Annotated in this window: 26 protein-coding genes; 8 read left to right on the top strand and 18 right to left on the bottom strand. The window is 43.2% G+C overall.

All coding sequences use genetic code 11. The features are described from left to right. Positions 1-9: 9 nt before the first annotated feature. Positions 10-168 (bottom strand): FeoB-associated Cys-rich membrane protein, encoded by a 159-nt coding sequence (locus AC07NA_RS18345; protein ID WP_345213054.1) that lies wholly within the window; start codon positions 166-168, stop codon positions 10-12. A 95-nt stretch (positions 169-263) separates the two neighbouring features. Between AC07NA_RS18345 and vapB the strand changes: the two genes are divergently transcribed. The 4 genes from vapB to AC07NA_RS18365 all read left to right on the top strand — a co-directional run bounded on the left by vapB (position 264) and on the right by AC07NA_RS18365 (position 3,917). Beyond that, entirely contained in the window at positions 264-503 is a 240-nt protein-coding gene (gene vapB / locus AC07NA_RS18350; RefSeq protein ID WP_494899030.1) for a type II toxin-antitoxin system VapB family antitoxin, read from the top strand. A 2-nt stretch (positions 504-505) separates the two neighbouring features. After that, positions 506-859 (top strand): type II toxin-antitoxin system VapC family toxin, encoded by a 354-nt coding sequence (locus AC07NA_RS18355; protein WP_494899031.1) that lies wholly within the window; start codon positions 506-508, stop codon positions 857-859. Between the two features lie 118 nt (positions 860-977). Beyond that, the gene (gene typA, locus AC07NA_RS18360) at positions 978-2,786 is read left to right on the top strand and encodes a translational GTPase TypA (RefSeq protein WP_345213051.1); all 1,809 of its coding nucleotides are present in this window, start codon (positions 978-980) and stop codon (positions 2,784-2,786) included. 102 nt (positions 2,787-2,888) lie between these two features. Then, entirely contained in the window at positions 2,889-3,917 is a 1,029-nt protein-coding gene (locus tag AC07NA_RS18365; RefSeq protein ID WP_494899032.1) for a LamG-like jellyroll fold domain-containing protein, read from the top strand. 72 nt (positions 3,918-3,989) lie between these two features. On the opposite strand, the gene AC07NA_RS18370 is transcribed toward AC07NA_RS18365, so the two are convergent. Next, positions 3,990-5,474: a lipopolysaccharide biosynthesis protein gene (locus AC07NA_RS18370; protein WP_494899033.1), complete on the bottom strand. Its 1,485-nt coding sequence runs from the start codon at positions 5,472-5,474 to the stop codon at positions 3,990-3,992. A 63-nt stretch (positions 5,475-5,537) separates the two neighbouring features. Between AC07NA_RS18370 and AC07NA_RS18375 the strand changes: the two genes are divergently transcribed. From AC07NA_RS18375 to AC07NA_RS18385, 3 genes are read left to right on the top strand one after another with little or no spacing between them, the layout of a single operon-like run. Then, positions 5,538-6,566 carry a glycosyltransferase gene (locus tag AC07NA_RS18375; RefSeq protein WP_494899034.1) on the top strand — a complete coding sequence of 343 codons (1,029 nt, stop codon included), beginning with the start codon at positions 5,538-5,540 and terminating at the stop codon, positions 6,564-6,566. A 20-nt stretch (positions 6,567-6,586) separates the two neighbouring features. After that, positions 6,587-7,360 (top strand): class I SAM-dependent methyltransferase, encoded by a 774-nt coding sequence (locus tag AC07NA_RS18380; protein ID WP_494899035.1) that lies wholly within the window; start codon positions 6,587-6,589, stop codon positions 7,358-7,360. A gap of 15 nt (positions 7,361-7,375) precedes the next feature. Then, positions 7,376-8,290 carry a glycosyltransferase gene (locus AC07NA_RS18385; protein WP_494899036.1) on the top strand — a complete coding sequence of 305 codons (915 nt, stop codon included), beginning with the start codon at positions 7,376-7,378 and terminating at the stop codon, positions 8,288-8,290. 163 nt (positions 8,291-8,453) lie between these two features. Here the strand turns inward: AC07NA_RS18385 and ispF are convergent, their stop codons facing one another. Then, on the bottom strand, positions 8,454-8,936 hold the full coding sequence (gene ispF / locus AC07NA_RS18390; protein ID WP_494899037.1) for a 2-C-methyl-D-erythritol 2,4-cyclodiphosphate synthase: 483 nt from the start codon (positions 8,934-8,936) through the stop codon (positions 8,454-8,456). A gap of 2 nt (positions 8,937-8,938) precedes the next feature. Then, a complete protein-coding gene (gene porV / locus AC07NA_RS18395; protein WP_494899038.1) occupies positions 8,939-10,099 on the bottom strand; it encodes a type IX secretion system outer membrane channel protein PorV in 1,161 nt (386 codons plus the stop codon). Positions 10,100-10,324: 225 nt separating this feature from the next. Here porV and AC07NA_RS18400 point away from each other — a divergent pair, with 225 nt between their 5' ends. Then, on the top strand, positions 10,325-11,953 hold the full coding sequence (locus AC07NA_RS18400) for an SUMF1/EgtB/PvdO family nonheme iron enzyme (protein ID WP_494899039.1): 1,629 nt from the start codon (positions 10,325-10,327) through the stop codon (positions 11,951-11,953). 309 nt (positions 11,954-12,262) lie between these two features. Here AC07NA_RS18400 and AC07NA_RS18405 read toward each other — a convergent pair whose 3' ends face one another. The 14 genes from AC07NA_RS18405 to AC07NA_RS18470 all read right to left on the bottom strand — a co-directional run bounded on the left by AC07NA_RS18405 (position 12,263) and on the right by AC07NA_RS18470 (position 25,215). Beyond that, entirely contained in the window at positions 12,263-12,760 is a 498-nt protein-coding gene (locus tag AC07NA_RS18405; RefSeq protein ID WP_494899040.1) for an acyl-CoA carboxylase biotin carboxyl carrier protein subunit, read from the bottom strand. 4 nt (positions 12,761-12,764) lie between these two features. Further along, entirely contained in the window at positions 12,765-13,430 is a 666-nt protein-coding gene (locus AC07NA_RS18410; RefSeq protein ID WP_494899041.1) for a DUF4159 domain-containing protein, read from the bottom strand. Then, the gene (locus tag AC07NA_RS18415) at positions 13,427-14,137 is read right to left on the bottom strand and encodes a 16S rRNA (uracil(1498)-N(3))-methyltransferase (protein ID WP_494899042.1); all 711 of its coding nucleotides are present in this window, start codon (positions 14,135-14,137) and stop codon (positions 13,427-13,429) included. The genes AC07NA_RS18410 and AC07NA_RS18415 overlap by 4 nt, the downstream gene beginning before the upstream one ends. 4 nt (positions 14,138-14,141) lie before the next feature. Next, positions 14,142-15,485 carry a hemolysin family protein gene (locus AC07NA_RS18420; RefSeq protein ID WP_345213062.1) on the bottom strand — a complete coding sequence of 448 codons (1,344 nt, stop codon included), beginning with the start codon at positions 15,483-15,485 and terminating at the stop codon, positions 14,142-14,144. 7 nt (positions 15,486-15,492) lie between these two features. Further along, positions 15,493-16,038 carry an inorganic diphosphatase gene (locus tag AC07NA_RS18425; protein WP_345213063.1) on the bottom strand — a complete coding sequence of 182 codons (546 nt, stop codon included), beginning with the start codon at positions 16,036-16,038 and terminating at the stop codon, positions 15,493-15,495. A 20-nt stretch (positions 16,039-16,058) separates the two neighbouring features. Next, positions 16,059-16,715, bottom strand: coding sequence for a DedA family protein (locus AC07NA_RS18430; protein ID WP_345213064.1), 657 nt, complete (start codon positions 16,713-16,715; stop codon positions 16,059-16,061). Between the two features lie 58 nt (positions 16,716-16,773). After that, positions 16,774-18,153: an NADH-quinone oxidoreductase subunit N gene (locus AC07NA_RS18435; RefSeq protein ID WP_494899043.1), complete on the bottom strand. Its 1,380-nt coding sequence runs from the start codon at positions 18,151-18,153 to the stop codon at positions 16,774-16,776. A 69-nt stretch (positions 18,154-18,222) separates the two neighbouring features. Further along, the gene (locus tag AC07NA_RS18440) at positions 18,223-19,698 is read right to left on the bottom strand and encodes a complex I subunit 4 family protein (protein WP_494899044.1); all 1,476 of its coding nucleotides are present in this window, start codon (positions 19,696-19,698) and stop codon (positions 18,223-18,225) included. Positions 19,699-19,721: 23 nt separating this feature from the next. Further along, the gene (nuoL, locus tag AC07NA_RS18445) at positions 19,722-21,629 is read right to left on the bottom strand and encodes an NADH-quinone oxidoreductase subunit L (RefSeq protein ID WP_494899045.1); all 1,908 of its coding nucleotides are present in this window, start codon (positions 21,627-21,629) and stop codon (positions 19,722-19,724) included. Between the two features lie 144 nt (positions 21,630-21,773). Continuing rightward, positions 21,774-22,103 carry an NADH-quinone oxidoreductase subunit NuoK gene (nuoK, locus tag AC07NA_RS18450; protein ID WP_345213068.1) on the bottom strand — a complete coding sequence of 110 codons (330 nt, stop codon included), beginning with the start codon at positions 22,101-22,103 and terminating at the stop codon, positions 21,774-21,776. Continuing rightward, positions 22,103-22,606, bottom strand: coding sequence for an NADH-quinone oxidoreductase subunit J family protein (locus tag AC07NA_RS18455; protein WP_345213069.1), 504 nt, complete (start codon positions 22,604-22,606; stop codon positions 22,103-22,105). Before AC07NA_RS18455 ends, nuoK begins: the two co-directional genes overlap by 1 nt. 61 nt (positions 22,607-22,667) lie before the next feature. Further along, positions 22,668-23,165, bottom strand: a complete 498-nt coding sequence (locus tag AC07NA_RS18460) for a NuoI/complex I 23 kDa subunit family protein (RefSeq protein ID WP_345213070.1) — start codon at positions 23,163-23,165, stop codon at positions 22,668-22,670. Between the two features lie 17 nt (positions 23,166-23,182). Continuing rightward, positions 23,183-24,223 carry an NADH-quinone oxidoreductase subunit NuoH gene (nuoH, locus tag AC07NA_RS18465; protein WP_494899046.1) on the bottom strand — a complete coding sequence of 347 codons (1,041 nt, stop codon included), beginning with the start codon at positions 24,221-24,223 and terminating at the stop codon, positions 23,183-23,185. Next, positions 24,223-25,215 (bottom strand): NADH-quinone oxidoreductase subunit G, encoded by a 993-nt coding sequence (locus AC07NA_RS18470; protein ID WP_345213072.1) that lies wholly within the window; start codon positions 25,213-25,215, stop codon positions 24,223-24,225. Before AC07NA_RS18470 ends, nuoH begins: the two co-directional genes overlap by 1 nt. Positions 25,216-25,234: the final 19 nt, after the last annotated feature.

Consider the following 25,234-nt stretch of genomic DNA (forward strand, 5'->3'; position numbering starts at 1 on the left):
GTAAAAGGTTTATTTACGAGTATCGGGCGTTACGTTCGAAAAATCGACACCACACTTACAATTACTGCCACAACCTTTTTTTACGAACAGGCTGCGGTAAACCATGCGGCCAATGTAAAAAAGTGCAGCGGCAAAAAGCAGTATCACAATTATTGCCTGGATATTCATAACGCAAATTTAAGTATTATTATAAGTAAAAACGAAATGGCGAACAATATAGTATGCTTGCAAAAACTACATGATATACGTAACTTAGTATAGTTATGGAAACGCTTACATTAGATAAGAAAATAAAAATGTTGCCAGACGATCTTAAGCTTAAGGTTGAAGGTTATATTGATGCCTTGCTGGAAGAAAACGGAACCGGAAAGTCGCAGATACTTGCTGATCCACAAGGAGAATACAATGTGCGTAAACCGGTTTTTGGAAGTGGCAAAGGCATGTTTGGCAAAATGGCCGAAGATTTTGACGCGCCTTTGGATGACTTTAAAGATTATATGTAATAATGAATTTATTACTGGATACGCATGTGTTGATATGGTTTTTTGAGGGAGAAAGCAAGCTGTCACCGCCGGTGAGAACCTTAATAGAGGATGCCCGAAATAAATGTTTTGTAAGCATCGCTTCTGTTTGGGAAATAACAATCAAATCGAGCTTAGGTAAATTGGAGTTTGCCCGATCCGCAAAAGAAATCTCGCAACTGCTATATAATAATGGAATTAGTTTATTGAATATCGAGATAGAACATCTCGATATTATGAAATCTCTACCCCACCATCACCGCGACCCATTTGACCGTTTACTCATTGCGCAGGCTATATCCGAGGGCTTCCATCATATCTGCCGACCGGTATTTTAGCCCTTATCCCGTGAAAATTACGTGGTTATGATGTTATTAATAAATTGATAATGTACGAAAGCTTTAAAATTCAATAAATTAAGCTTACCTTTGCGCCAAATTTAAAGGCGCATTTTTCATGCAAAAAATAAGAAACATAGCGATCATCGCTCACGTTGACCACGGTAAAACCACATTGGTTGACAAAATATTACACAGTTGTGAAATTTTTCGTGACGGACAGGAAACCGGCGAACTGATACTGGACAACAATGACCTGGAACGTGAGCGTGGTATTACCATCGTATCTAAAAACGTTTCGGTTCTTTACAAAGACGTTAAGATCAACATTATTGATACCCCTGGTCACGCCGATTTTGGTGGTGAGGTTGAGCGTGTATTGAAAATGGCTGATGGTGTGTTATTACTTTGCGATGCTTTTGAAGGCGCCATGCCTCAAACCCGCTTTGTAACTCAAAAGGCTTTGGCTTTAGGCTTAAAACCAATTGTGGTTGTAAACAAGGTAGATAAAGAAAACTGTCGCCCTGACGAGGTTTACGAGCAAATTTTCGAATTGTTCTTCAACCTTGATGCTACTGAAGATCAACTGGATTTCCCGGTTATCTACGGTTCATCAAAACAAGGCTGGATGAGCACCGACTGGAAAACACCAACAGAAGATATATTCCCGTTGATGGATGCTATTTTGGCAAACATTCCACCGGCGCCTATCAGCGAAGGTACTTTGCAAATGCAAATTACTTCACTGGATTATTCTTCTTTCGTAGGTCGTATCGCTATCGGTCGTGTAGCCCGTGGTACTATCAAAGAAAACATGCCGGTATCATTGGTAAAACGCGATGGTACTATCCAAAAATCAAGAATTAAAGAACTATATACTTTTGAAGGTTTAGGTAAAGTTAGAGCTACTTCAGTAAGCTCTGGCGATATCTGCGCTGTTGTGGGTATTGAAGGTTTTGACATTGGCGATACTATTGCCGATTTCGAAAAACCGGAACAATTAGAGGTTATCAAAATTGATGAGCCTACCATGAACATGCTGTTCACCATCAACACTTCACCATTCTTTGGTAAAGAGGGTAAATTTGTTACTTCACGCCACCTGCGCGATCGTTTGTTCAAAGAGATGGAGAAAAACCTTGCATTAAAGGTTGTTGAAACCGAATCTCCTGATTCATACCTGGTGTACGGTCGTGGTATCCTTCACTTATCAGTATTGATCGAAACCATGCGTCGCGAAGGTTACGAGTTACAGGTAGGTCAGCCACAGGTTATCGTTAAAGAAATTGACGGTGTTAAATGCGAGCCGGTTGAAACCCTCATTGTTGACGTACCCGGCGATGTTGCAGGTAAAGTAATTGAGTTGGTAACACAACGCAAAGGCGACCTGTTGGTTATGGAGCCTAAAGGCGATTTACAACACTTAGAATTCGATATTCCTGCACGTGGTATCATCGGTTTACGTAACAACGTATTAACCGCTACCGGCGGCGAGGCTATCATGGCTCACCGTTTCAAGGCTTATGAGCCATGGAAAGGTGTAATCCCTGGTCGTTTGAACGGTGTATTGGTATCAATGGATACAGGTAAAACTACCGCTTTCGCTATCGATAAATTACAAGACCGTGGTCGTTTCTTTATCGATCCGGGAGTTGATATCTACGAAGGTCAGGTTTTAGGCGAGCACATCCGCGATAACGATTTGGTGATCAACTTAACCAAAGGCAAGCAGTTAACCAACATGCGTGCATCAGGTAGTGATACCAACGTACGTATTGCTCCGGCTATCAAATTCTCGTTAGAGGAATCAATGGAGTATATCCAGGCCGATGAGTACATCGAGGTTACGCCGCAAAGCATCCGTTTACGTAAGATCTATCTGAACGAAAACGAACGCAGAAACAACGCTAAAAAATTCCAGTCGTAATTAAATAATTGCAATTGATATTTAAAGAGTTTCCTGAAAAGGAGGCTCTTTTTTTGTTTAAAATGATTTACCTTTAAGCAGCTAAACTCATATCACATTTTCATGAAGCGACTCATAATCCTGTCAGCCATAATCATTACTGCTTTTACCGCATGTACCAAAATGTATGATGATACCGATCATCGTAACGTTCTAAAAAACATCGAACTTAGCGATACGCTGAATATGTTCGTAGGTGAAAGCCGCCAGATCCCGGTGGTAACCAATCCGGCAAATTATTCTTTTGATTCATTGCGTTTCAGGTCTTCAGATACCGCGGTGCTATCCATCAGCAAAAGAGGATTGCTTACCGCTTTAAAAGAAGGTGTATCGGTACTAACAATAAGTAATCTGGACAACACAGTTTCGGTAAACGCGCAAATAACCGTTACCGCGCCCGAACCGGACAGCCTGACTATCGGACTCATCGCTTATTATCCCTTCAATAATACTGTAAAGGATTCGTCGGGTAATGAAAATGACGGAACAGCCCATAATATCACGTTCAGTCCCAACCGGAGCGGGAATAGTAAAGCGGCTTATTTTGATGGCCTTTCAAGCTATATCGCTATAAAAGATAATAACGCGCTAAGGCTTAACAATACCGATTTCACGCTGAATATCTGGGTTAATTTGGATAGTTATATCAACGCGTCGGGCAGTTCAATGCTGTCGAAAAATACCGGGGCCTACCAAAATGGCTGGAATTGTTCCATTGTGGGCACCAATAACCACGATGGCGGCTCACCGGGTAACCTGTTTTACAATGTATCGGGCGGTTTAGATCCCTTTGCTGTTGGTACGCTGCAAATAGATACTGCAAAATGGTATATGCTTACCATAACCTACGAGCTTAGCAAACAAAAAGTAGGGTTATACATAAATAGCGTGCTTGATGCCAATGTGTTAAATATCCCTACCCCCAATGCCAATACCAATGCTATGCTGCACATAGGTAACAATAGCCTTACCGATATAGATCCTTTCGCTATTCAATACTTCTTTAAGGGTTATATGGATGATATCCGCATCTACAACCGCAAATTGAGTGCATCGGAAATAGTGAAGCTGCATAGCCTTACAGACGAATAGGATTTCCTATAGATCATAAAAAAAGAGGCTGCTTCCGCAAACACGGAAACAGCCTCTTTTTTGTTTAACAGCTTATTTTTTAAGTTTCAACTTCACCAGGTACTTGTTCACCAGTATATTAATATCGGGCGACAGGTGCAGCTTATACACCGTTACACTAAACAATATGGTGATGAAAGCTGTGCGGATAATAGTATCTGCAATAAAATTACTCATTACCGGCAGGGCCCATAACGACAGGTAGTAAATAACCGTGCCTGTAATTACAGTAAGCAGGCATTGCACGGTAAAAGGCTGCATTTTAAAGGCGATCAGAATAAAAAGATACCTGAACAGATTAAACACCAAAAAGGTTAATGCCGAAGCTATGGCCGCGCCTGTGAGTCCGTAATAAGGGATGAGTATAATATTACCCGCTACAGCAACCGCTATAAGCATCACGTTGAAAATAGAATCGTACTTAAAGTATTTTGATGTAGCCAGCACCACGCCGTTTACCCCTGTAGATGCATCTATAACATAGCCCAAACTCACAAAAAACACCACGTATTTACCCGACGCGTATTCGGCCGGAAGCAGCTTAAAGATGTTATCGATATTAGCCCATAAAATAATGAAGAGAAAAAGCGCGGCTATCAACTGGTTAACGCAGCTTTTTTTGTACACATCTTTTATAGTTGCCAAATCGCCCGATTTCCAGGCTTCAGATACTACCGTAAAAGTAATGCCGTAAAGTGAACGGGCCGGCAAGGCTATTGCCGAAGCGAACAGAAACGCGGTGTTGTAAATACCGGTATTACTTAAACCATACTTCTCGTGCACAAAATAGGTATCCAGGTTTTGTATAATGAGCGGCGCCGAACCGGTAAGAATAGCGAAAAAACAAATGCTGATAAGTTTAACGCTAAGGGTTCTATCCAGAAATTTAAAATCGGGCTTAAAATGGAACTGATTGTTCTTGATCAGTACGTTCAGCATCAATACCGTGGGCAAAATATTAGCCGCCAGCCAAATGATCATGAACCAATAAAAACTGATAATGTTAAAAAGTACAAGCAGCACGGCCACCAATATGAGCACTCGCTTTGTAAATTCACGGTAAATGGTACCTGAAGTGGTGTTATACAGCATGCGCGCGTACAAATCGAACACGTTGAAGAACAGCGTAAAAAAGGTAAGGGGTAAAAAATACCAGTAGTATTGTTCAAGCAGGTGCGATTTTTCTGCTCCCGCGCTCACCAGTTCCTGCTTAAATATAACGGCCAGTATTACCCATAGTACTACCCCCGCCAGCGCGACCATGCAGGCTAAAAAGAGGTAACCATGGTGTTTATTTTCTTCGCTTCTGAAATAAGGAAAGTATCTTGCGGTGCCGTTAAAGCCAAGTATTGAAAATTGCGCGAACAGCAGCGAGTATGTGGTAAGTATACTAATCAAACCTACTTCTTCAGTTGAAAGGGCATGCGGCTGAATAAGCGAGGTAGTTATAAAGGCTATCGCTACGCCTAAATAAGAATATATGGTACTTTTAATGGTTTGCTGTTGTATTATTCCCATTAATTTAAAAGTTATGCGCTGCCATTTACTTTGACGATAAAATAATAATTTTGATCAAATCAGATGGTAAATATAAAGTATAAAGTTTGTGTGGTTACGGTGACTTACGGAAATCGCTGGCGATTTTTTAAGCAGGTGCTCGAACGTGTACTTTCTTTCGATGCTGTAAGTAACGTAGTGGTGGTGGATAATGCTTCTGTGTACAAGGTAGATGAGCATACACGGCAACTGAACGATCCGCGTGTTTTTACTATCAGCAATACCGAAAATAAAGGCTCCGCCGGAGGCTATAATCAGGGCATAGCCCATGCCTTTGAACAAACCGGTGCTGATTTTATATGGCTGCTTGATGATGATAACCTGCCCGGCGAAACCGCGCTTGATGGATTATTGACCGCCTGGAATGATATTGGAGGCGGCGATAACAAAGCGCTATTTTGCTTACGCGAAGACAGGGCCGCGCACATCCGTATAGCCAAAGGCGAAAACCCTTACCGCTATTACCTGGTGCCCGACAATTTTTTGGGCTTTAACATTTTCCGGATAGTAACTAACCGCCTCAATAAGTTAAAGGATAAACGCGTTAACAATGCGCCTTACCTTAAATATGCGACCATGCCTTATGTGCCTTACGGCGGCTTGCTAATTCCCCGGCAGGTAGTGGCTAAAATAGGTTATCCTAACGAGCGTTTCTTTTTATATGTTGACGATTCGGAGTATAGCTATCGCATTACGCAACAAAACGGCGTTATCTGGCTGGTAACCGGTTGTAAAGTGGTAGATATCGATCAGTCGCAGGGGATTGGTTATGTGCAAAAACCCTTGCGCTCGCACCTGTTAGATCAATGGAACTTCCGCACATATTACCATATTCGCAACCGCATTTATTTTTATTCGCGGGTAGCAATAAAAAATCAGTTCTTGTTTAAAATCAACAAAGCGATATATTTGGCGTTCTTAGGTTTGACAGGCATTTTGAGCGGCAAAACCACGGAATATAAACAGCTGGTACAGGCCGTGAACGATGGCCTGGAAGGTAAATTAGGAGAGGCAGCGCCGGAACGCTATACATCACCTTCGGATAATAAATAAACCATATTGAAATAAATACAATGCAGGCATCAAATTTAGGTAACGAGGTAATAACCGCTTACGACGATTTCTACAAAGAGCACGACGATCAGTGGCGGATGCTGGGCGCTAAATACAAAGCCGAACACATTGTTGATGTAAGCAAAGGCCAAACGTTTGAAAAAGTATTGGAAGTAGGTGCCGGCGATGGCAGTATCCTTAAATTTTTATCAGATAAAAACTTCGCTCCCGAATACCATGCCGTAGAAATTTCATCGAGCGGGGTGCAGCATATCAAATCGCGTAATATTAAGGGCTTGGTATCCGCGCAGGTATTTGATGGCTATCATTTACCTTTCGAGGATAATACCTTCGACCTTATCATCCTTTCGCACGTATTGGAGCATGTAGAGCACGAGCGCCTGCTGCTGCGCGAAATTAAACGCGTGGCGCTTAATTTTATAATAGAGGTGCCTTTAGATTATAAAGTGGGAGTTGATGCCCGCATAAAGCATTTCCTGGCTTACGGCCACATTAATGTGTACACGCCAACATCGTTACGTTACCTGCTGCTTACCGAGGGTTTTGTTGTAAATAATGATCTTACCTCTATTATTGAGCCTGAAGTTACCCGCTTCAACAGCTTTGTGAATCAAAAAAAATCAAAAAACTTTATCGTTAACACCAAAATAACTGCCGAGTACGTTGTTAAGAACAGCTTAAGCAAAATATTGGGTAAAAAGGTGACCGAGAAACTGGCCAATGCCTATACTGTACTTTGCAGTAAAGTTGACGGACAGCCCCAGTTATTTTGAGTTGATAATCAGTAAATGCAGAACCTTGCCCCTATAGCCCTTTTTGTTTATAACCGGCCCGACCATACCCGCCGTACACTTAGTTACCTGCAACAAAATGTACTGGCAGAGGAATCGCGGTTGTTCATATTTTCAGATGCCCCCAAAACTGAAGCCGATAAAGCCAGGGTAGACCAGGTGCGGCAACTGGCCAAAACGGTTACAGGTTTTAAAGCGGTAAAGGTAATTGCCCGCACCGAAAATTTCGGACTGGCCAGATCTATCATCGAGGGTGCTACGCAACTGGTTAACGAATATGGCAAGGTGATCGTGTTTGAAGATGACCTGCTATCATCCCCTTACACGCTCGAATATTTCAACGAGGCCTTAAGCAAATATGCCAACGAAGAAAAGGTAATGCACATTGGCGCTTACATGTTCGATCTGCCCGACAAAACATTGCCTCAAACCTTTTTCCACCACATAGCCACCAGTTGGGGCTGGGCCACATGGGCACGCGCCTGGAAAAACTTCGAACCCGATATCGACACCCTGCTGCAACAATTCGATGCCGAAAAGAAACACCGTTTTTCGGTAGAGAGCACTATGAACTTTTGGAAACAGATGCAGGAGTTTAAGGCTGGTAAAAATAACTCGTGGGCCATCAGGTGGTATGCCTCCATCTTTTTAAAAGGAGGGCTATCGCTCAATCCATCGCATTCGCTGGTACACAATATTGGTCACGATGGCACAGGCGTACACTCCAATATTGAGCACATGTACCAGGTGCACATATCGCGCCAGCCGGTAAAACAATTCCCCACAATAATTGCCGAAGATAAAAAGGCGCATCGTGCTATACGTACGTTCTTAAGCAACCGCAAAGGCACTTTATTGCAAAGAGGCATCCGCCTGATCAAGCAGTTGAAAGTGAAATATCTGAATAAGTAAGAAGCTTAATTAAATTACGATATCGTCGAATCACAAGTACTGTGAATGAAGAAACCTAAAGGCAAGGGCTTTACCTTTCTATTCTAACCTTATTTCTGCGTTAATTACAGGGTACGCTTTACAGAGAATCTTGATACCTGATACTAACTACTTGATACTATAATCAAGCTTTCTCTATCAAACATACCGCATAGGCAACTACGCCTTCTTCCCTACCTATAAATCCCAATTTTTCATTGGTGGTGGCTTTTATGGAGATATCATCCTCATCGATACCTGCGGCTTCGGCAATGTTTGCCTTCATGGCAGGGATGTGTGGGTTTATTTTGGGTGCTTCGAGGCATATCATGGCATCGATGTTACCTATCGCCCAACCTTTATCAGCTAATAATTTTACTACGTGCTGTAGCAATATAAGGCTGCTGATGCCTTTCCACCTATCGTCGGTATTTGAAAAATGGAAGCCGATATCGCGCAGGTTTGCCGCGCCAAGCAGGGCATCGCAAATGGCATGCAGCATTACATCGGCATCTGAATGGCCAAAGGCACCTGCATGGTGCTCCAGCTTTACGCCGCCTAATACAAAAGGGTGTTGTTCTTTTAACTGGTGTACATCAAAACCAAAGCCTACTCTTATTTTTCCCACGTTTATTTTTTACTGCCAAAGTTAGCAGAAAGTGTAAAACGCAGCGTATTTGCCAGCGGACTATTTTGCTGACTGGCGGCTAAATAAGAGAAATCGAACTTAAACACATCATATTTCACCCCTAAGCCGAGGGTTAAAAAGTGACGGTCGCCTTTTGACGGCGACTCAAAAAAGTAGCCTGCCCTTAAAGCGAACTTCTGATCGTACCAGTACTCTAAACCCGGCGAATAGGTAATCTCCTTAAATTCTTCGCTGATACCACCCGGCGCATCCGAAAATGAGCGGAAGATACCTTCGGGTACGGAAATACCTTCACCGTTATCAATAGTGCCATCGCTGGCTATGCGGGTGGTTGGCACTAAAAGTTTATTCAGGTCGAGCGCTATGGTAAGCTGGTTGGTGGCATCGATATAAAAAGTGTTGGCTGCCCCTATCTTCAAATTGGTTGGCAAAAAGTATTTAGGTCCGTTTTCGCTGTACCCAATTTTGGTACCGATGTTTGAGATGTTGGCGCCAAAGGCGAATAAGGCATCCTTACCAAATTGTTGGGTTGGATTACGGTAATATACCGATACATCGGTAGCTACCGCGTTACCTGCACGGCCGCTTTGCGATGAACCCGCGCTGTACGAGATATTCGACAGGTTGGAGTGGATATAACGCAAGGTTAAACCTAAAGACAGGTTTTCGCCGAACTTACGGGCAAATGTACCGTCGATGGAAAATTCGTTCGGTGTATATGAACCCAGATCGTTGGCTCCGTCATCGCTCAACAAAATAGAACCCAAATTAAAATAACGTAGTGACAGGCCTAAAGTATTGCGTTCGTCTACCTTATGGGCATAGCTTAAATAAGCCAGGCTAACATCGGGGATCAGTTTACGCAACCACGGGCTGTATGATAATGAAACCGCGTCGTCGCTTTCTAAAAAGGCCAGTTTCGACGGATTCCAGTAGGTAGCATTTACATCGGGCGAAATAGCCACCCCTGCATCGCCCATAGCGCCTGAGCGTGAATCGGGCGAGATGGTTAAAAAGGGCACCTCGGTTCGTATAGCTCCTGCACTGGTACCACCTGTAACACTGGGCGTATTCTGTGCAAACACAGCAGCCGGCAATAACAAAGTACTTATAACAAATAAACGGGAAGTAAAAAGGTTCATTAGCCTGCTGTTGGGTTTATTGATTCAAATATAAAAATATATTACCGCCATCAAAGCCGTATATGGTTGTCATTACGTTAAATCAATTAATTTTGTTGTAACTGAATGCTTATTAATTACGTTTAAATCTATAAGAAAACAATTAGGGTTGTATATGGGTATTATGTACTGTTCTTTTTTAACAAAAAGTACTACATTTACCCTCAACATATACAATGTAAAAATATGAAAATACTTTTTACTAAAACTGCTTTAGTGCTGTTGGCAGCAGGAGTGATAATGAGCAGTTGTTCGCAGAAACAACAGTCGCAAAAAACGGGCATAACGTATAACGACCGTACCAACGGGGGTTATCAGCGCTTCAGGCAAACCCACCCTTCACCGGGCCCGGGTTTAGTGCCTATTGAAGGCGGTACGTTTGTATTAGGAGGCAGCGCCGGTCAGGATGTTGCTTACGAGTACAACAATGTGCGCCGCCGTGTAACTGTGCCCTCATTTTACATGGACGAAACCGAGGTATCAAACCAGGATTGGTTAGATTATCTTCACTGGATAAATATCACCTTTACCGATGACCGCGAATTGTATTACAATGCAACTCCTGATACCTTGGTATGGCGCAGGCCGTTATCATACAACGAGCCTTATGTAGATAACTACCTTCGTCACCCGGCATTTCAGGATTACCCTGTAGTGGGTGTTACCTGGGAACAAGCGCAGGACTATTGCGTTTGGCGTACCGACCGTACCAATGAAAACATCCTTCGTCAGCGTGGTAACCTGCTGGCCTGGAAAGATAACGCCAACCAAAAAGGCGGCGCTACCAAGGAGCCTTTCAACACTGATATTTATTTGAACGGTCAATATCGCGGTCAGGGTATTGATGGTAAAAAAATGATGCCAGATCTTAACCCTAACGCTACCAACAAAGGCGCTAAAGCCGTAAGGCCGGTACGTATGGAAGATGGTATACTGAAACAAGGTTACCGCCTGCCATCAGAAGCCGAGTGGGAATACGCGGCGTTGGCACTTGCCGGTAATACCGAATTTGAAAACATTAACGATGGTAAAGTTTACCCGTGGAATGGCATGGGCGTACGTTCACCTAAAAGAGCTACACGTGGTTTGATGCTGGCCAACTTTAAACGCAGCAGCGGTGATAACGCCGGTGTGGGCGGTTACCTGAATGACAAGGCCGATATTACAGCGCCTGTACGTTCATATCAGCCAAACGATTTCGGTTTATACAACATGGCCGGTAACGTTAACGAGTGGGTTGGTGATACTTACAGACAAACATCTTTTGAAGACGTTGACGATTTTAACCCTTTCCGTGGTAACGAGTTTACCAATAAAAGATTGGCCGATCCGTCAAAAGGTTTATATGCTAAGGATAAATTTGGCCGCCCTATTAAGGATGCTGCAAAATCAGGTCATAAATTGAAATACAGCGAGTTTATTGCTGCACAACAAGGCGGACAAAACAACAGCATTGAGACTAATCCTAAAGGCACACCTGCCGATAGTGCCAACGCGGTTGCCAACATACCTGCTAACCCTGTTGCGGGCAAAGCTTACAAAGCCGATTTAAGAGATTATGCCGACTCGGTAAACAATGATCTTTACGGCACTACTACTTTGGTTAACAACCACTCTAAGGTGTACAAAGGCGGCTCATGGAATGATATGGCTTACTGGTTAAACCCATCAACCCGCCGTTTCATGAACCAGGACGAAGCCAGCGCCGAAGTTGGTTTCCGTTGCGCCATGACACTGGTAGGTGCCCCGGAAATTTATCCGCAAGGCAAACCACACCTGAAAGTTAAAAAAGCCAAGGCTTACAAATCAAGATAAAAACTACTTCATAGTTTACAAAAGAAGAATCCCGTTACGGTTAACCGTAACGGGATTCTTCTTTTTATAGCCTTTTATGTCATTTCGAACGAGGTACAAGGAGAAACTATCTCTTGAGCGATAGCGAAAAATCTTCTTCGACTTATTGGTGGACGATTTTCATAATGAAGAAGATCTTTCACTACGTTCAAGATGACAGGGGTGGTTATAAATAGAGTTAATGAGCAAACAGTAGACTTTCATGGCGAAGAAGATCTCTCCCTACGGTCGAGATGACAACGGGAATGATTATTAACACCCTCTACGTCTTTAAAACAATATCAATATCTGTCCCTTTTCTACCTTATCGCCCGGTTTCAGTTTAATTGATCTTACGGTTACATCGGCCGGGGATTTGATGATGTTCTCCATCTTCATGGCTTCCAGCACAAAAAGATTGTCGCCTTTTTTTACTTCATCGCCTTCGGTTACAAATACTTTTAATACCAAGCCGGGCATGGGCGCTTTTATTTCGCTCACCTTTACACTATTCAAATCGCTTAGGCCAAGCTGTTCTAATAACAGGTCGAATTGGTCTTTAGCGGTAATGTGGTAGATATTGTTGTTTACCTTTATTTCGGCTGTTTTGGCGGCGGCATCAAAGCTGATCACCTCTACATTGTAGGAGGCGTTATCTTTTATAATGTGATAAGTATTAGCATTGATCTGCTTTATATCGGCATTCACGGCACTGCCATCAATCAGCAAGTTTTCGACCGAACGTTCTACTGTGTGCGTGTATTTATCGTTTAACTTTACCTTATACATAAGTTTATTGTGTAAAGCTGTATTGAATAAGGTTAGCGCCCATTTTTAAAGCCTTCAGTCGGGTTTCCTGAGCATCGCCGGGGTATGTGCCCAAATCTTCCCAACCGTTACCCAAATCGCTCTCATAAGAGTAATAGCATACCAACCTGCCCTTATAGATGAGGCCGAAACCTTGGGCGCGTTTGCCATCGTGCTCGTGCACTTTGGGTAAACCATTCGGGAAAGCGTATTTCTGATGATAAACAGGGTGATTCAACGGCAGCTCCACAAATTCAAGTTCCGGGAATACCTGTTTCATTTGCGGGCGGATAAATTTATCCAGGCCATAATTATCGTCGATATGCAAAAAGCCGCCGCCCGTTAAATACTTACGCAGGTTACGCGCTTCCTGGGCCGAGAAGATCACGTTCCCGTGGCCGGTCATGAAAATAAAAGGATAGTTAAATATTTGCGCGCTGCCTGCTTCTACAATTTCCTCGTCGGCCTCAAAATTGGTTTTAAGGTTTTCGTTGCAAAACTTAATAAGGTTGGTGAGCGCTGTACGGTCGCCATACCAATCTCCGCCGCCATTGTATTTGAGGCGACCGATTTTGTATGATGGCGCGTTAAAGCTGCTGCTAAACAGCAGTATAATTATTGCAGTAAGATTGATGCAGAGGCATTTCTTCATAACCGGTTCAAAAAGTTCACCTCGAAACAGGCCTCTAAAGCGGCAGTTTCGGTACGCAAACGGCTTTCACCTAAAGTTATGGCTTTAAAATCATTATTCAAAGCATTGCCAATCTCCTCCGGACTAAAATCGCCTTCGGGGCCTATCAATACTAAATAATTTTGTTGGGGTTGCAGGATGCTTTTCAGGCCTGCCTTTTCGCCCGGTTCGCAGTGGGCTATAAACTTTTGTCCGTTAAAAGGCTGGGCTAAAAACTTATTGAAAGTCACCGGCTCGTTTAAAACCGGGTGATAGGCTTTTAACGATTGTTTTATGGCCGCGGTAATAATGCGGTTAAGCCTGTCAACCTTGGCCTCTTTACGTTCAGATCGCTGGCAGATGATGAGCGAGATCTCATCTATACCCACTTCAGTGGCTTTCTCTAAAAACCACTCCAAACGTTCAATATTTTTAGTAGGCGCAACCGCTATGTGCAGATAGTGGTTGCGCTTATTATATTCTGTAGTTACCGATATAATATCGAGTATGGTACGCTTAGGGTGCGCGTCTTTAATACGGGCAATGTAGAGGCCTCCCCTTCCATCGATCAATTGCACCTCATCGCCAACATTCAGGCGAAGTACCCGAACGCAGTGTTTGCTTTCCTCTTCGCTTAAAAAGTAATGAGGCGCATTGGGGGCAATATCCGGTGTATAGAACAGGTGCATGGTATTAATGCAGGTCTACCGTATCCTCATCGTTCAGCAACAGTTCAAGCTTTACAGCCTCAATGTTCTGGTCTGATTTTTTTAATACGGTGATGTTGTAACCATTGGCTTCTTTTTGCTCGCCCACGTCAGGTATCTTACCAAAAATATGACCTAACCAGCCCGATACAGTATCAAAGTCGCCATCCTCGGGCAAATCATGCGGCAGGTGTTCGTTCACGTCGTATATAGGTGCCAGGGCATTCACTATAAACTCGCGGTCGTTCACCTCCTCTACAATTGGTTTTTCTTCATCATACTCATCCTGTATCTCACCAACCAATTCTTCCACAATATCTTCAAGAGTAACCATACCGGCAGTACCGCCAAATTCGTCCAATACAATGGCTATCTGTATGCGCTTTTGCTGCAATTCGGCCATCAGATCGTTGATCTTTTTGGTTTCAGGGATAAAGTATGGCTTACGGATAATATCTTTCAGTACAATCTCTTCGCCGCGGGCAATAAGCGGTAAAATATCTTTAGCGTGTACAATACCCACAATTTTATCTATCACCTCTTCGTAAACCGGCATACGCGAATAGCCTTCTTCAATCAGTATGGCTATCAATTCATCTTTCTCGGTATCTATATCAATACCCGATATTTTGGTACGGGGAACCATGATATTTTTAACCACACGCTCGTTAAACTCAAATACGTTCTGTATCAGTTCGTGCTCGTTAGAGTCGAGCGCGCCGCTTTCCTTGCCTTGTTCAAGCAGGTATTGCAACTCTTCAGAACTGTGGTGCGATTCGCCGTGAACGGTTACTATACCGAAAAGCTTCAGTATAAAGTTAGCAAAACCGTTAAGCGTCCAAATGAAAGGGCGGCATACAATGTAAAAGAAACGTAGCGGTAATGCTATTGACATTACCGTACGTACTGATTTTTGTATAGCTAATGATTTAGGAGCAAGCTCGCCAAATACAATATGCAATATAGTGATGGTGGCAAATGCCGCGATGTGGCTTGATGTTAACACCCATGATGAGGTAATGGTAACGCCAAACAAGGAGAACAAATTAAGCATTACGGCCGTCATAACCGACTCGCCGGCCCAACCTAAACCCAGTGATGCTAATGTAATACCTAACTGTGTTGCTGCAAGATACCCATCAAGGTTGTGCATAATGCCGCGCGCTATTTTAGCGGTTGGGCTGCCTGCCTTGGCCTTAATTTCTATTTGCGAACCCCTTACCCTAACCATGGCAAACTCGGCTGCCACGAAAAATCCGTTAAGCAATACCAGGAAAAAGGTAAAGAAAATTTTAAAACCGCTTATTTCTAAATCGAGTCCGGGGTCCATGTATTAATTATTGGTAAACGGGAAAAGTAGACTGGTATAATTCCAGGCTCTCGGCAATTACTTTGTGCGCGTAACGCGTACCAAGCCAATGCTCAATAGTTACGTTTTTGCCTTCAAGTGTTTTGTAATCTTTAAAGAAACGCTCAATTTCTTTCATTGTGTGAGGAGGCAATTCGCTGATATCGCTGATATAATTTACCGACATGTCGTTTTTAGCTACCGCGATGATCTTGTCATCCTGCTCGCCGTTATCAACCATGTGCATTACACCAATTACTTTAGCTTCGATGATCGACATCGGGAAAACGTCAACCGAGCAAAGTACCAGAATATCCAGCGGATCTTTATCATCGCAATAAGTTTGCGGGATAAAGCCATAATTAGCCGGGTACATTACTGATGAAAAAAGTACACGATCTAACTTCAACAGGCCTGAATCTTTATCAATCTCATATTTTGCTTTCGAGCCTTTAGGAATCTCGATGATAGCGTTAACTACGTCAGGTATATTGATACCCGGTGAAACTTGGTGCCAAGGGTGTTGTGTACTCATTAATTATAATATTTTGTATGTTATTGTTTTGTTTCGCTCTCATTAACACTTTTAGGGTTAATAAGTTTCTTTCTTAAAAATGCAATTATCAGGGGCACTGATGTTACCAGCAAAAACGCTATAACAATGTACTCCAGATAGTTTTTCAATTGCGGATAGCTTTTACCTAAGAAATATCCGGCTAAAGTAAGGGTGTTTACCCAGGTAAAACTGCCAATTATGTTGTACAGGGTGAATTTTTTAATGTCAACCTTAACTACACCTGCAAAGATAGGGGCAAAAGTTCTAATTATCGGGAAAAATCTACCTAAAACAAGCGCCATTCCGCCATATTTAGCGTAAAATTCTTCGGCAAGTACTACATATCGCTTTTTAAAGAACCATGAATCATTCTTTTTAAATAATACGGGCCCCGTTCGGTAACCAAACCAATAGCCCGCAAAGTTGCCCAAAATACCGGCCCCAATAAGCGATGCTATAAGGGTATAGATAGATACGGTAAGTTTATCAGCTGCGCAAAATAAACCCGCCATAAACAACAGGTAATCACCGGGTAAGAAAAAACCGAAAAAAATTCCTGTTTCAGCAAATACTACAATAAGCAAAACGTAAAACCCCAGGCCGATGATAGTCTGGGCATCGGTTAAGTTATGCAGGTAGTCCCAAATATTTTCCATTCACTATATCCGTAAAACTACAAATATTTATGTGAATTAATAATTAAGTTATCGGCTATTAAATTAGCTTCGATATAAAGTCGGGGTAAACACCTATAACTATTGTGGCTAAGGCAGATACTCCCAGTACAAACACAAAGTAAGGCGATACCGAAAGCTCGGTACGCTCGGCACTGCGGAAGTACATAGCAATAATAACCCTGAAATAGTAGAAAATGCTGATGATGGCGTTAACCACAGCTACAATAACCAGCCATAACTGGTATTTAGCCAACGCGCCTGTAAACATAAAAAACTTGCCTATAAAGCCTGCGGTAAGGGGTATACCGGCTAATGATAGCATGGCGATAGTTAATGTAAATGCCAAAAATGGATTTTTTAAAGCCAGCCCGTTAAAGCTTTCAAAACTATCGCTGCCGCTTTGCTGTTGAACCAATAGTAACGCGCCAAAGGCGATGATAGAAGCTATAGAATAAGCCGAAGCATACATGAATACCGAACTTGCAGAACTTGCACCCAATGCAACTATTGCAAACAACAGGTAACCCGCGTGCGAGATACTGGAGAAAGCCAGCATCCTTTTAAAACTTTGCTGATACAGGGCGGTAATGTTACCGATGAACAGCGTGATCATGGTGATGACCAATAGTACCGGCGCCCAAAAATCAGACAGTGGCGCGAAGCTTACCGAGAACAAACGCAGGAATGCAGCGAAACCGGCTGTTTTAACAACGGTAGACATGAAAGCGGTGATCAACGTTGGTGAACCTTCATAAACGTCGGGCGTCCAGAAATGGAAGGGGGCCGCGCCTACTTTAAAGCATAAACCAACAATAACCAGCAATACGCCTGTATAAAATAACGGATCGATATTACGGGGATTGGCCAATACCCAATCGCGGATACCTTCTAAACTGAAAGTACCTGATGAACCGTAGATCAGTGTGATACCAAACAACAGGAAACCTGTTGAAAAAGCCCCCATCAGGAAGTATTTTAACGCGGCTTCGTTCGAGGCGAAATCCTGTTTTTTGATACCCGCCAAAATGTATAAACTTACCGACATGATCTCGATACCGATGAACAGCATGGTAAGGTTATAGTATGACACCATTACAATGATACCTGCCAGCGCAAACAATATAATGGCGTAATACTCGGCCACATTGCTGCTGATCTTTTCGAAATAGCCTTTTGATAATAACAGTATCAGTATGGTTGAAACAATGGTGATACCCGCGAAAGCGATAGAAAAATTATCAAACAGCATCATATCATGAAATATCGGCGAAGCACCGCTGTTCCATTCTTTTACGGCAAAACCTAATGCAACCGCTAACCCTACTACCGTTACAGGCAACAAAGCCTTATTGGCCTTATATAAGCCCAGGTATAAAAGCAGTATAGGTAATAATGATAATATTATTAAAGTGGTCATTCTATTTATATAAATACTTTATTCAATATAACTCAAAACTTAGCCGCCGTGTAAGGGCGATATATAGGTTTAGTAACCTTTTCCGGCAACGTTAACCAATTTCTCTTCAACCTCTCTTACCAGGTTGGTTACAGCCGCTTCTGATATATGCAGGATAGGCTGCGGATACACACCGATAATAATGATGAGCGCGCAAATAATACCCAGTACCAGTTTCTCTGATCCGCTGATATCGGCAAATACTGCTGTTAAGGCATTAGTTTCGCCCTGCATGGTATTTTTGTACATGCGCAGCATGTATACCGCGCCAAATATGATGGTTAAACCGGCAATGGCCGATAACCATATATCATAGTTGAACACGCTTTTCAGTAACAGGAACTCACCTATAAAACCATTGGTTAATGGCAGGGCCACTGTACCCAATGTAATTATTAAAAATGCTATCGCGAAGTTTGGCGCTACCTTGGCAATGCCACCCAGCTGACTAATGTCGCGGGTATTGGTGCGTCTGCTGATGATATCCCAAATAAAGAACAAACCAACCACGTTGATACCGTGATTAAGCATTTGTATCATGGCACCTTGTATACCTTGTACGTTAAACGCGAATATACCGGCAGCTATCAAACCAACGTGACCAATTGATGAGTAAGCGATTAAACGTTTACCATCTTTTTGATTAAAGGCTATCAGCGAAGCATAAACCACACCAATGATAGAAAGCACGATAACCAGATTTTGCCATTGCAGAAAACCTGAGGGCGCATTAGGGATTAACCAGCGGATAACACCGTAGATACCCATTTTCAGCATAATACCCGATAACATCATGGTACCGGCCGATGGGGCTTCGGTATAAGTATCGGGCTGCCAGGTATGGAACGGGAAGATCGGCATTTTGATAGCGAAAGCTATAAAGAACGCCCAAAATACCCATGATTGCTGGTGCGGATCGAGCACTGCTTTGTAAAGATCGCCAAGTTCATAAGTTTTTGCAGGGGCGTGCATGTACAGGTAAATAATACCTATCAGCATAAACAGTGAACCGGCAAAAGTATAGATGAAGAATTTGATATTAACCTTAATACGGTTTTCGCCTCCCCAAAGGGCGCATATAAAATAAATAGGGATCAGTGCTGCTTCCCAGCCTACGTAAAACAGGAAGCCATCTAACGCGGTAAATACTGTTAACAAGCCCGCCTGCATAAATAATATCAGGGCGTAAAACGCGCCGGCATTTTTATACTCGTGTTTGTAAGTAGTAAGGATGATAAGCGGCACCAGCAGTGTGGTCAACAATACCATCACCATACTGATACCATCAATACCAGCGGTAAAGTAAATACCAAGTTTCGGGATCCAGCTGGTGGTAATTAAAAATTGTGTAGAAGCATCGGGCACAAAACGCGACAGGAACACCGCGGCCAGTGCCAGTTCGGCAACCGCGAAAAACAATGCCGCATGCTTAGCTGCCCCATTTTTAATAAAGGCCACTATTATGGCTGCAACTACCGGCAAAAAAAGTAAAATACTAACCGTCATTTTATATTTTAAAGCTTATGCTTTTAATTAACTAAAGTGTAACCATATACCAATATCGCCACTATACCCACCACCATCATAAATATGTAGAAACCCACATTACCCGTTTGCAGCAGGCGCAGGCCACGGCTGGCCTCTATCGAGCCCTTGCCTAAGCCATTCACCAAGCCATCAATACCCAACAGATCAACCACCTTGTACAGGAAGTTTGATAAGGCATCGAGCGGTTTACGGATGATCAAGTTATATAATTCATCTACATAAAATTTATTGTATGACAGGTTGGCCAGTAACGGGCGCTCCTCTGTATCGCTAACCGGCACATGCGATTTGCTGATGTACTTCATGTAAGCATAACCTAATGCCACAACCGCCGCGCCTACTGATACTATCATTAATATCCATTCGGTACTGTGTGTTAAATGATGTTCGCCCATTAACTTGGTTGATGGTTCAAACACCGGGGCAAGGAAATGCTCCAGTTCGTGGTGACCGCCCAGTACTTCGGGAACGCCGATGAAACCACCTATTACTGATAATATAGCCAGCACGATCAAAGGTATGGTCATGGTAGCAGGCGACTCATGCAGGTGATGTTCCTGCTCGTGCGTACCACGGAACTTACCGAAGAAAGTAAGGAACAACATCCTAAACATATAGAATGATGTAAATGCCGCCGTGATCACCCCTATTACATATAGCGTGGTGCTGTGTTCAAAAGTGTGGGCCAGTATTTCATCCTTTGAGAAGAAACCCGCGAAAGGCGGAATACCTGCAATTGCGATGGTACCGATAAGCATGGTGGTGAACGTGATTGGTAATTTACCTTTCAGTCCGCCCATTTTGCGCATATCCTGTTCGTCGCTCATGGCGTGGATAACCGAACCTGCACCAAGGAATAACAAGGCCTTGAAGAAAGCATGTGTTAACACGTGGAAGAAAGCACCTGTGTAAGCGCCAACACCCAAACCTAAAAACATATAACCCAATTGCGATACCGTTGAATAAGCCAGTACCTTTTTAATATCGGTTTGTGTTAAAGCGATCAATGCCGCGAACACCGCTGTTGCCAAACCTATAATAGAGATCACCTCAAGGGTAACCGGCGAAAGCGTGAACAGGATGTTTGAGCGGGCTATCATGTAGATACCTGCGGTAACCATGGTAGCCGCGTGGATCAGTGCCGATACCGGGGTTGGCCCGGCCATCGCGTCGGGCAGCCAGGTAAACAATGGTATTTGTGCCGATTTACCGGTAGCGCCTACAAACAATAATAAGGTAATTACCAGCAATGTGGTATTGCCCGATGGCATGCTTGCCGCCTTACCGAATACATCCGCGAAAGCGATACTGCCGAATACGTTGAATATGATAAACACCGCGATCAGGAAACCAAGGTCGCCGATACGGTTCATGATGAAAGCTTTTTTAGCGGCATCGGCATAGCTTGGGTTGGTAAACCAAAAGCCGATAAGCAGGTACGAGCATAAACCTACGCCCTCCCAGCCAATAAACATAATGAGGTAGTTTGAGCCCAGCACCAGCAGCAGCATGAAGAAAACGAACAGGTTTAAATAAGCGAAAAACTTACCGAAGCCCGCATCGTGGTGCATATAGCCGATAGAGTATAAATGGATAAGGAAACCTACGCCGGTAATAATAAGCAGCATAATAGCGCTCAACTGATCGACCAGAAACGCGAAAGGGATTTTTAAGTTACCTACCGATACCCACTCAAACAGGGTTACATTGATAGGTAAGCCCGATGCTTTGATCTGGAAGAAAGCGGCAACACTTAGTCCGAATGAAACCAGTACCAGCAAGCTGCCAATAAAACCGATCACATTTTTTGGCAGTGCATTACGGCCAAGCCCGTTAATAATAAAACCGGCTAAGGGTAGTAAAGGAATAAGCCAGATATATTTATCCATTTGTTGTGTTAACGTTTATATTTTATGCCCGCCGCTTAACGGCGTTTTTTAGTTTCTTTATTTTACTTCCCCCCTGTCATGCTGAGGAACGAAGCATCTATCGTTTACAGATCCTTCGCTATCGCTCAGGATGACAAAGCGGTTTTACCACTTCAACCTGTTCAATACATTAATATCTATCGAGTTGGTATTGCGGTATATCATTACTATAATGGCCAAACCAATTGCTACCTCGGCAGCGGCCAGGGCCATAATAAAGAATACGAATACCTGCCCGGCGGCATCGCCACGGTAAACCGAAAACGCGGTAAGCAGCAAGTTAACCGAATTAAGCATCAGCTCAACCGACATGAAAATGATGATAGCGTTACGGCGTATCAATACACCTATAACCCCTATCGTAAAAATAATGGCGCTCAATAAAATGTAATGATTAAGCGGTACCGACTGTATGGTATTAGTAAAGCTTTCCATCAGGCTGTTTTTGGTTGTTTATCTTTAGTTGCCAGCAATACCGCGCCTACCATTGCCGATAACAGCAATAACGACGATACCTCAAAAGGCAATAAAAATTCGTTAAATAATACCTTACCCAAGTTTTTCACAAGGCCCAGATCGGGGTTTTGCAGCACTACCGGATTTGATGTGCCCAATACTTTTAATGATGCCACCAGTACTACCAGTAAAGAGCAACCGCCAAATACCGCGGCTATTTTTACAATATTTGATTTTACCGGCTCGCTATCCTTATTAAGGTTCATGAGCATCAGCGTGTACAGGAACAGTACCAGTATGGCGCCCATGTAAACAATGAAGTTAACGATCGCCAAAAACTGGGCATTCAATAATATGTAATGAATGGTGAAAGTGAAGAAAGTTAATATCAGGTAAAGTATGCTGTGCACCGGATTACGGGCAGTTATTACCAGTACCGAAAAAAATATGGACAGAAATGCGATGAAGTAAAATGTACTCATGTTTATATTACAAAATACCCTTGTACCTCAAAATCGAGATGGGCAAAGGTATAAAACTTCTTTATTGATTTAAGGGAGCCTCCACTAATTTGTCCTTGCCGTAAATAAAATCCTTACGCAGGTAATCTGCCGGTACAATGTCGCCATCTAAATAAATAGCTTCTTTAGGGCAGGCTTCTTCACATAAGCCGCAAAAAATACAGCGCAGCATATTTATCTCATATACAGCGGCATACTTTTCTTCACGATATAAATTCTCTTCACCCTTCTGGCGCTCGGCAGCCGTCATGGTAATGGCTTCGGCCGGACACGATAAAGCGCACAAACCGCAGGCAGTACAACGTTCACGGCCTTCTTCGTCGCGCTTTAGCGAGTGCATACCACGGAAGTTTTCAGAAAACTCACGCTTCTCTTCCGGGTAACGGATGGTAACGGGTTTCTTAAAAAAATGCTTCATGGTGATTGAAAGCCCCTGCACAATGGCCGGCAAATAAGCACGCTCCAAAAAGTTGAGCGGCTTTACTTCAAGCACCTTTTTTTTATTGGTTAATGATTCCATTTAATTTAAACTCCCCATTAATTAAAAAATGTAATAACTGTAGCGGTTATCACTATGTTAACAATAGCCAGCGGTATCAAAACCTTCCAGCCTAAGTCCATCAACTGATCGTAACGGAAACGCGGGATTGTCCAGCGTACCCACATAAAGAAGAAGATGAAAGCAAATATCTTAGCGAACAAAAACACCACGCCCAATATAGTAACCAGGTTAGGCGAACTTATTTGATCCATGAACGGGAAGTTATAGCCACCAAAATAAAGTGTAGCCATTACTGCCGATGAAATAAACATGTTGATATACTCAGCAAACAGGTAAAAGCCCAGTTTCATTGATGAATATTCTGTATGGTAACCACCTACCAGCTCGGTTTCGCACTCAGGCAAATCGAACGGTGAACGGTTGGTTTCCGCAAAAGCGCAAACAATGAATATTAGAAAGCCCAGCGGCTGTTTAAATACGTTCCAGCTGAAGTAACCATCGGCCCAAAAACCATGTTGTTGAGCAGCTATTTCGCCAAGGCTTAATGAGCCTGTAACAAGTAAAAGGGCAATGATTGACAAGCCCATTGAAATTTCATAACTGATATTTTGCGATGCCGCGCGGATAGCACCCAACAATGAGTACTTGTTGTTTGATGCCCAGCCACCTATCATGATACCATATACACCTAATGATACCACACCGAAGATATACAGTATACCTACGTTAATATCAGTAACCTGTAAATCGATCACTGTTGAACCGATGGTAAGCTTTTGCCCCCACGGAATAACCGCCGAACCTATACAGGCTGTTAAGATAGCTAATGAAGGCCCCACTATGAACAGGAAGCCGCTGGCATTGGTCGGGATGATCTCTTCTTTCAGGAACATCTTGGCACCATCGGCCAGTGGTTGCAGCATACCAAACGGACCGGCACGGTTAGGGCCTACCCTATCCTGAAAAAACGCAGCTATTTTACGCTCGGCATAAGTAGAGTACATGGCCACTACCAGGCTGATCGCAAATACTACGATGATTAAAACGAACTTTATTATAATATCTGTTAACTCCATTACAAGCGTGTTTCGCGTTCAAATTGTTCTTTATTGGCCTCCAGTAATACCGGGTTGGTTTTAACCACCGGCAGCGGTTTCAATGTGTTATAATGATTTGAGCTGATAACTGATTTATGCGATATGTTACGCGGACCTTCAATTACCCAATCAGCAGTTTTCTTTTTATCAAAACGGCAGGTATTGCAAATAAACTCTTCTACCTCGCCATATACATCTTTACGGCCGGTTACTCTTATCACATCCTCGCCTTTATACCAAAGGGTTACTTTACCGCAGCATTTATCGCAGTCGCGGTGTGCATCAACGGGTTTGGTAAACCATACACGGTTTTTAAAGCGGAAGGTTTTATCAGTTAACGCACCTACCGGACAAACGTCAATTACGTTACCCGAAAAATCGTTGTCAACTGCTTTTTGTATGTAGGTTGAAATTTCTGAATGATCGCCGCGGTTAAGGATACCATGCAAGCGGGTGTTGGTGATTTGGTCGGCAGTGAAAACGCAACGGTAGCAAAGGATGCAGCGCGTCATGTGCAGTTGGATCTTATCGCCGATGTCAATTTTTTCGAAAGTACGGCGGTCAAACTCATAACGGGTTTTAGCCGCGCCATGCTCGTAACCTAAATCTTGCAGGTGGCACTCACCGGCCTGGTCGCACACGGGGCAATCCAATGGGTGATTGATCAATAACATCTCTACCACACCTTTACGCGCCTCAATAACTTCCGGCGAAGTAATGTTTTTCACTTCCATGCCATCCATTACACCGGTACGGCATGATGCCACCAGTTTAGGCATAGGGCGTGGGTCTTTATCCGATCCTTTAGTTACCTGCACCAAACAAGTACGGCATTTACCGCCGCTGCCTTCCAGCTTTGAGTAATAGCACATAGCAGGCGGAACAATATCGCCCCCTATTTGCCTTGCAGCATTAAGGATACTTGTTCCCGGTTCTACTTCAACGGGAATACCGTCTATTGTTACTTTCATCTTTTAAAGTCAAAATTAA

It is taken from the genome of Mucilaginibacter sp. GW821-FHT07G05 (assembly GCF_059418565.1).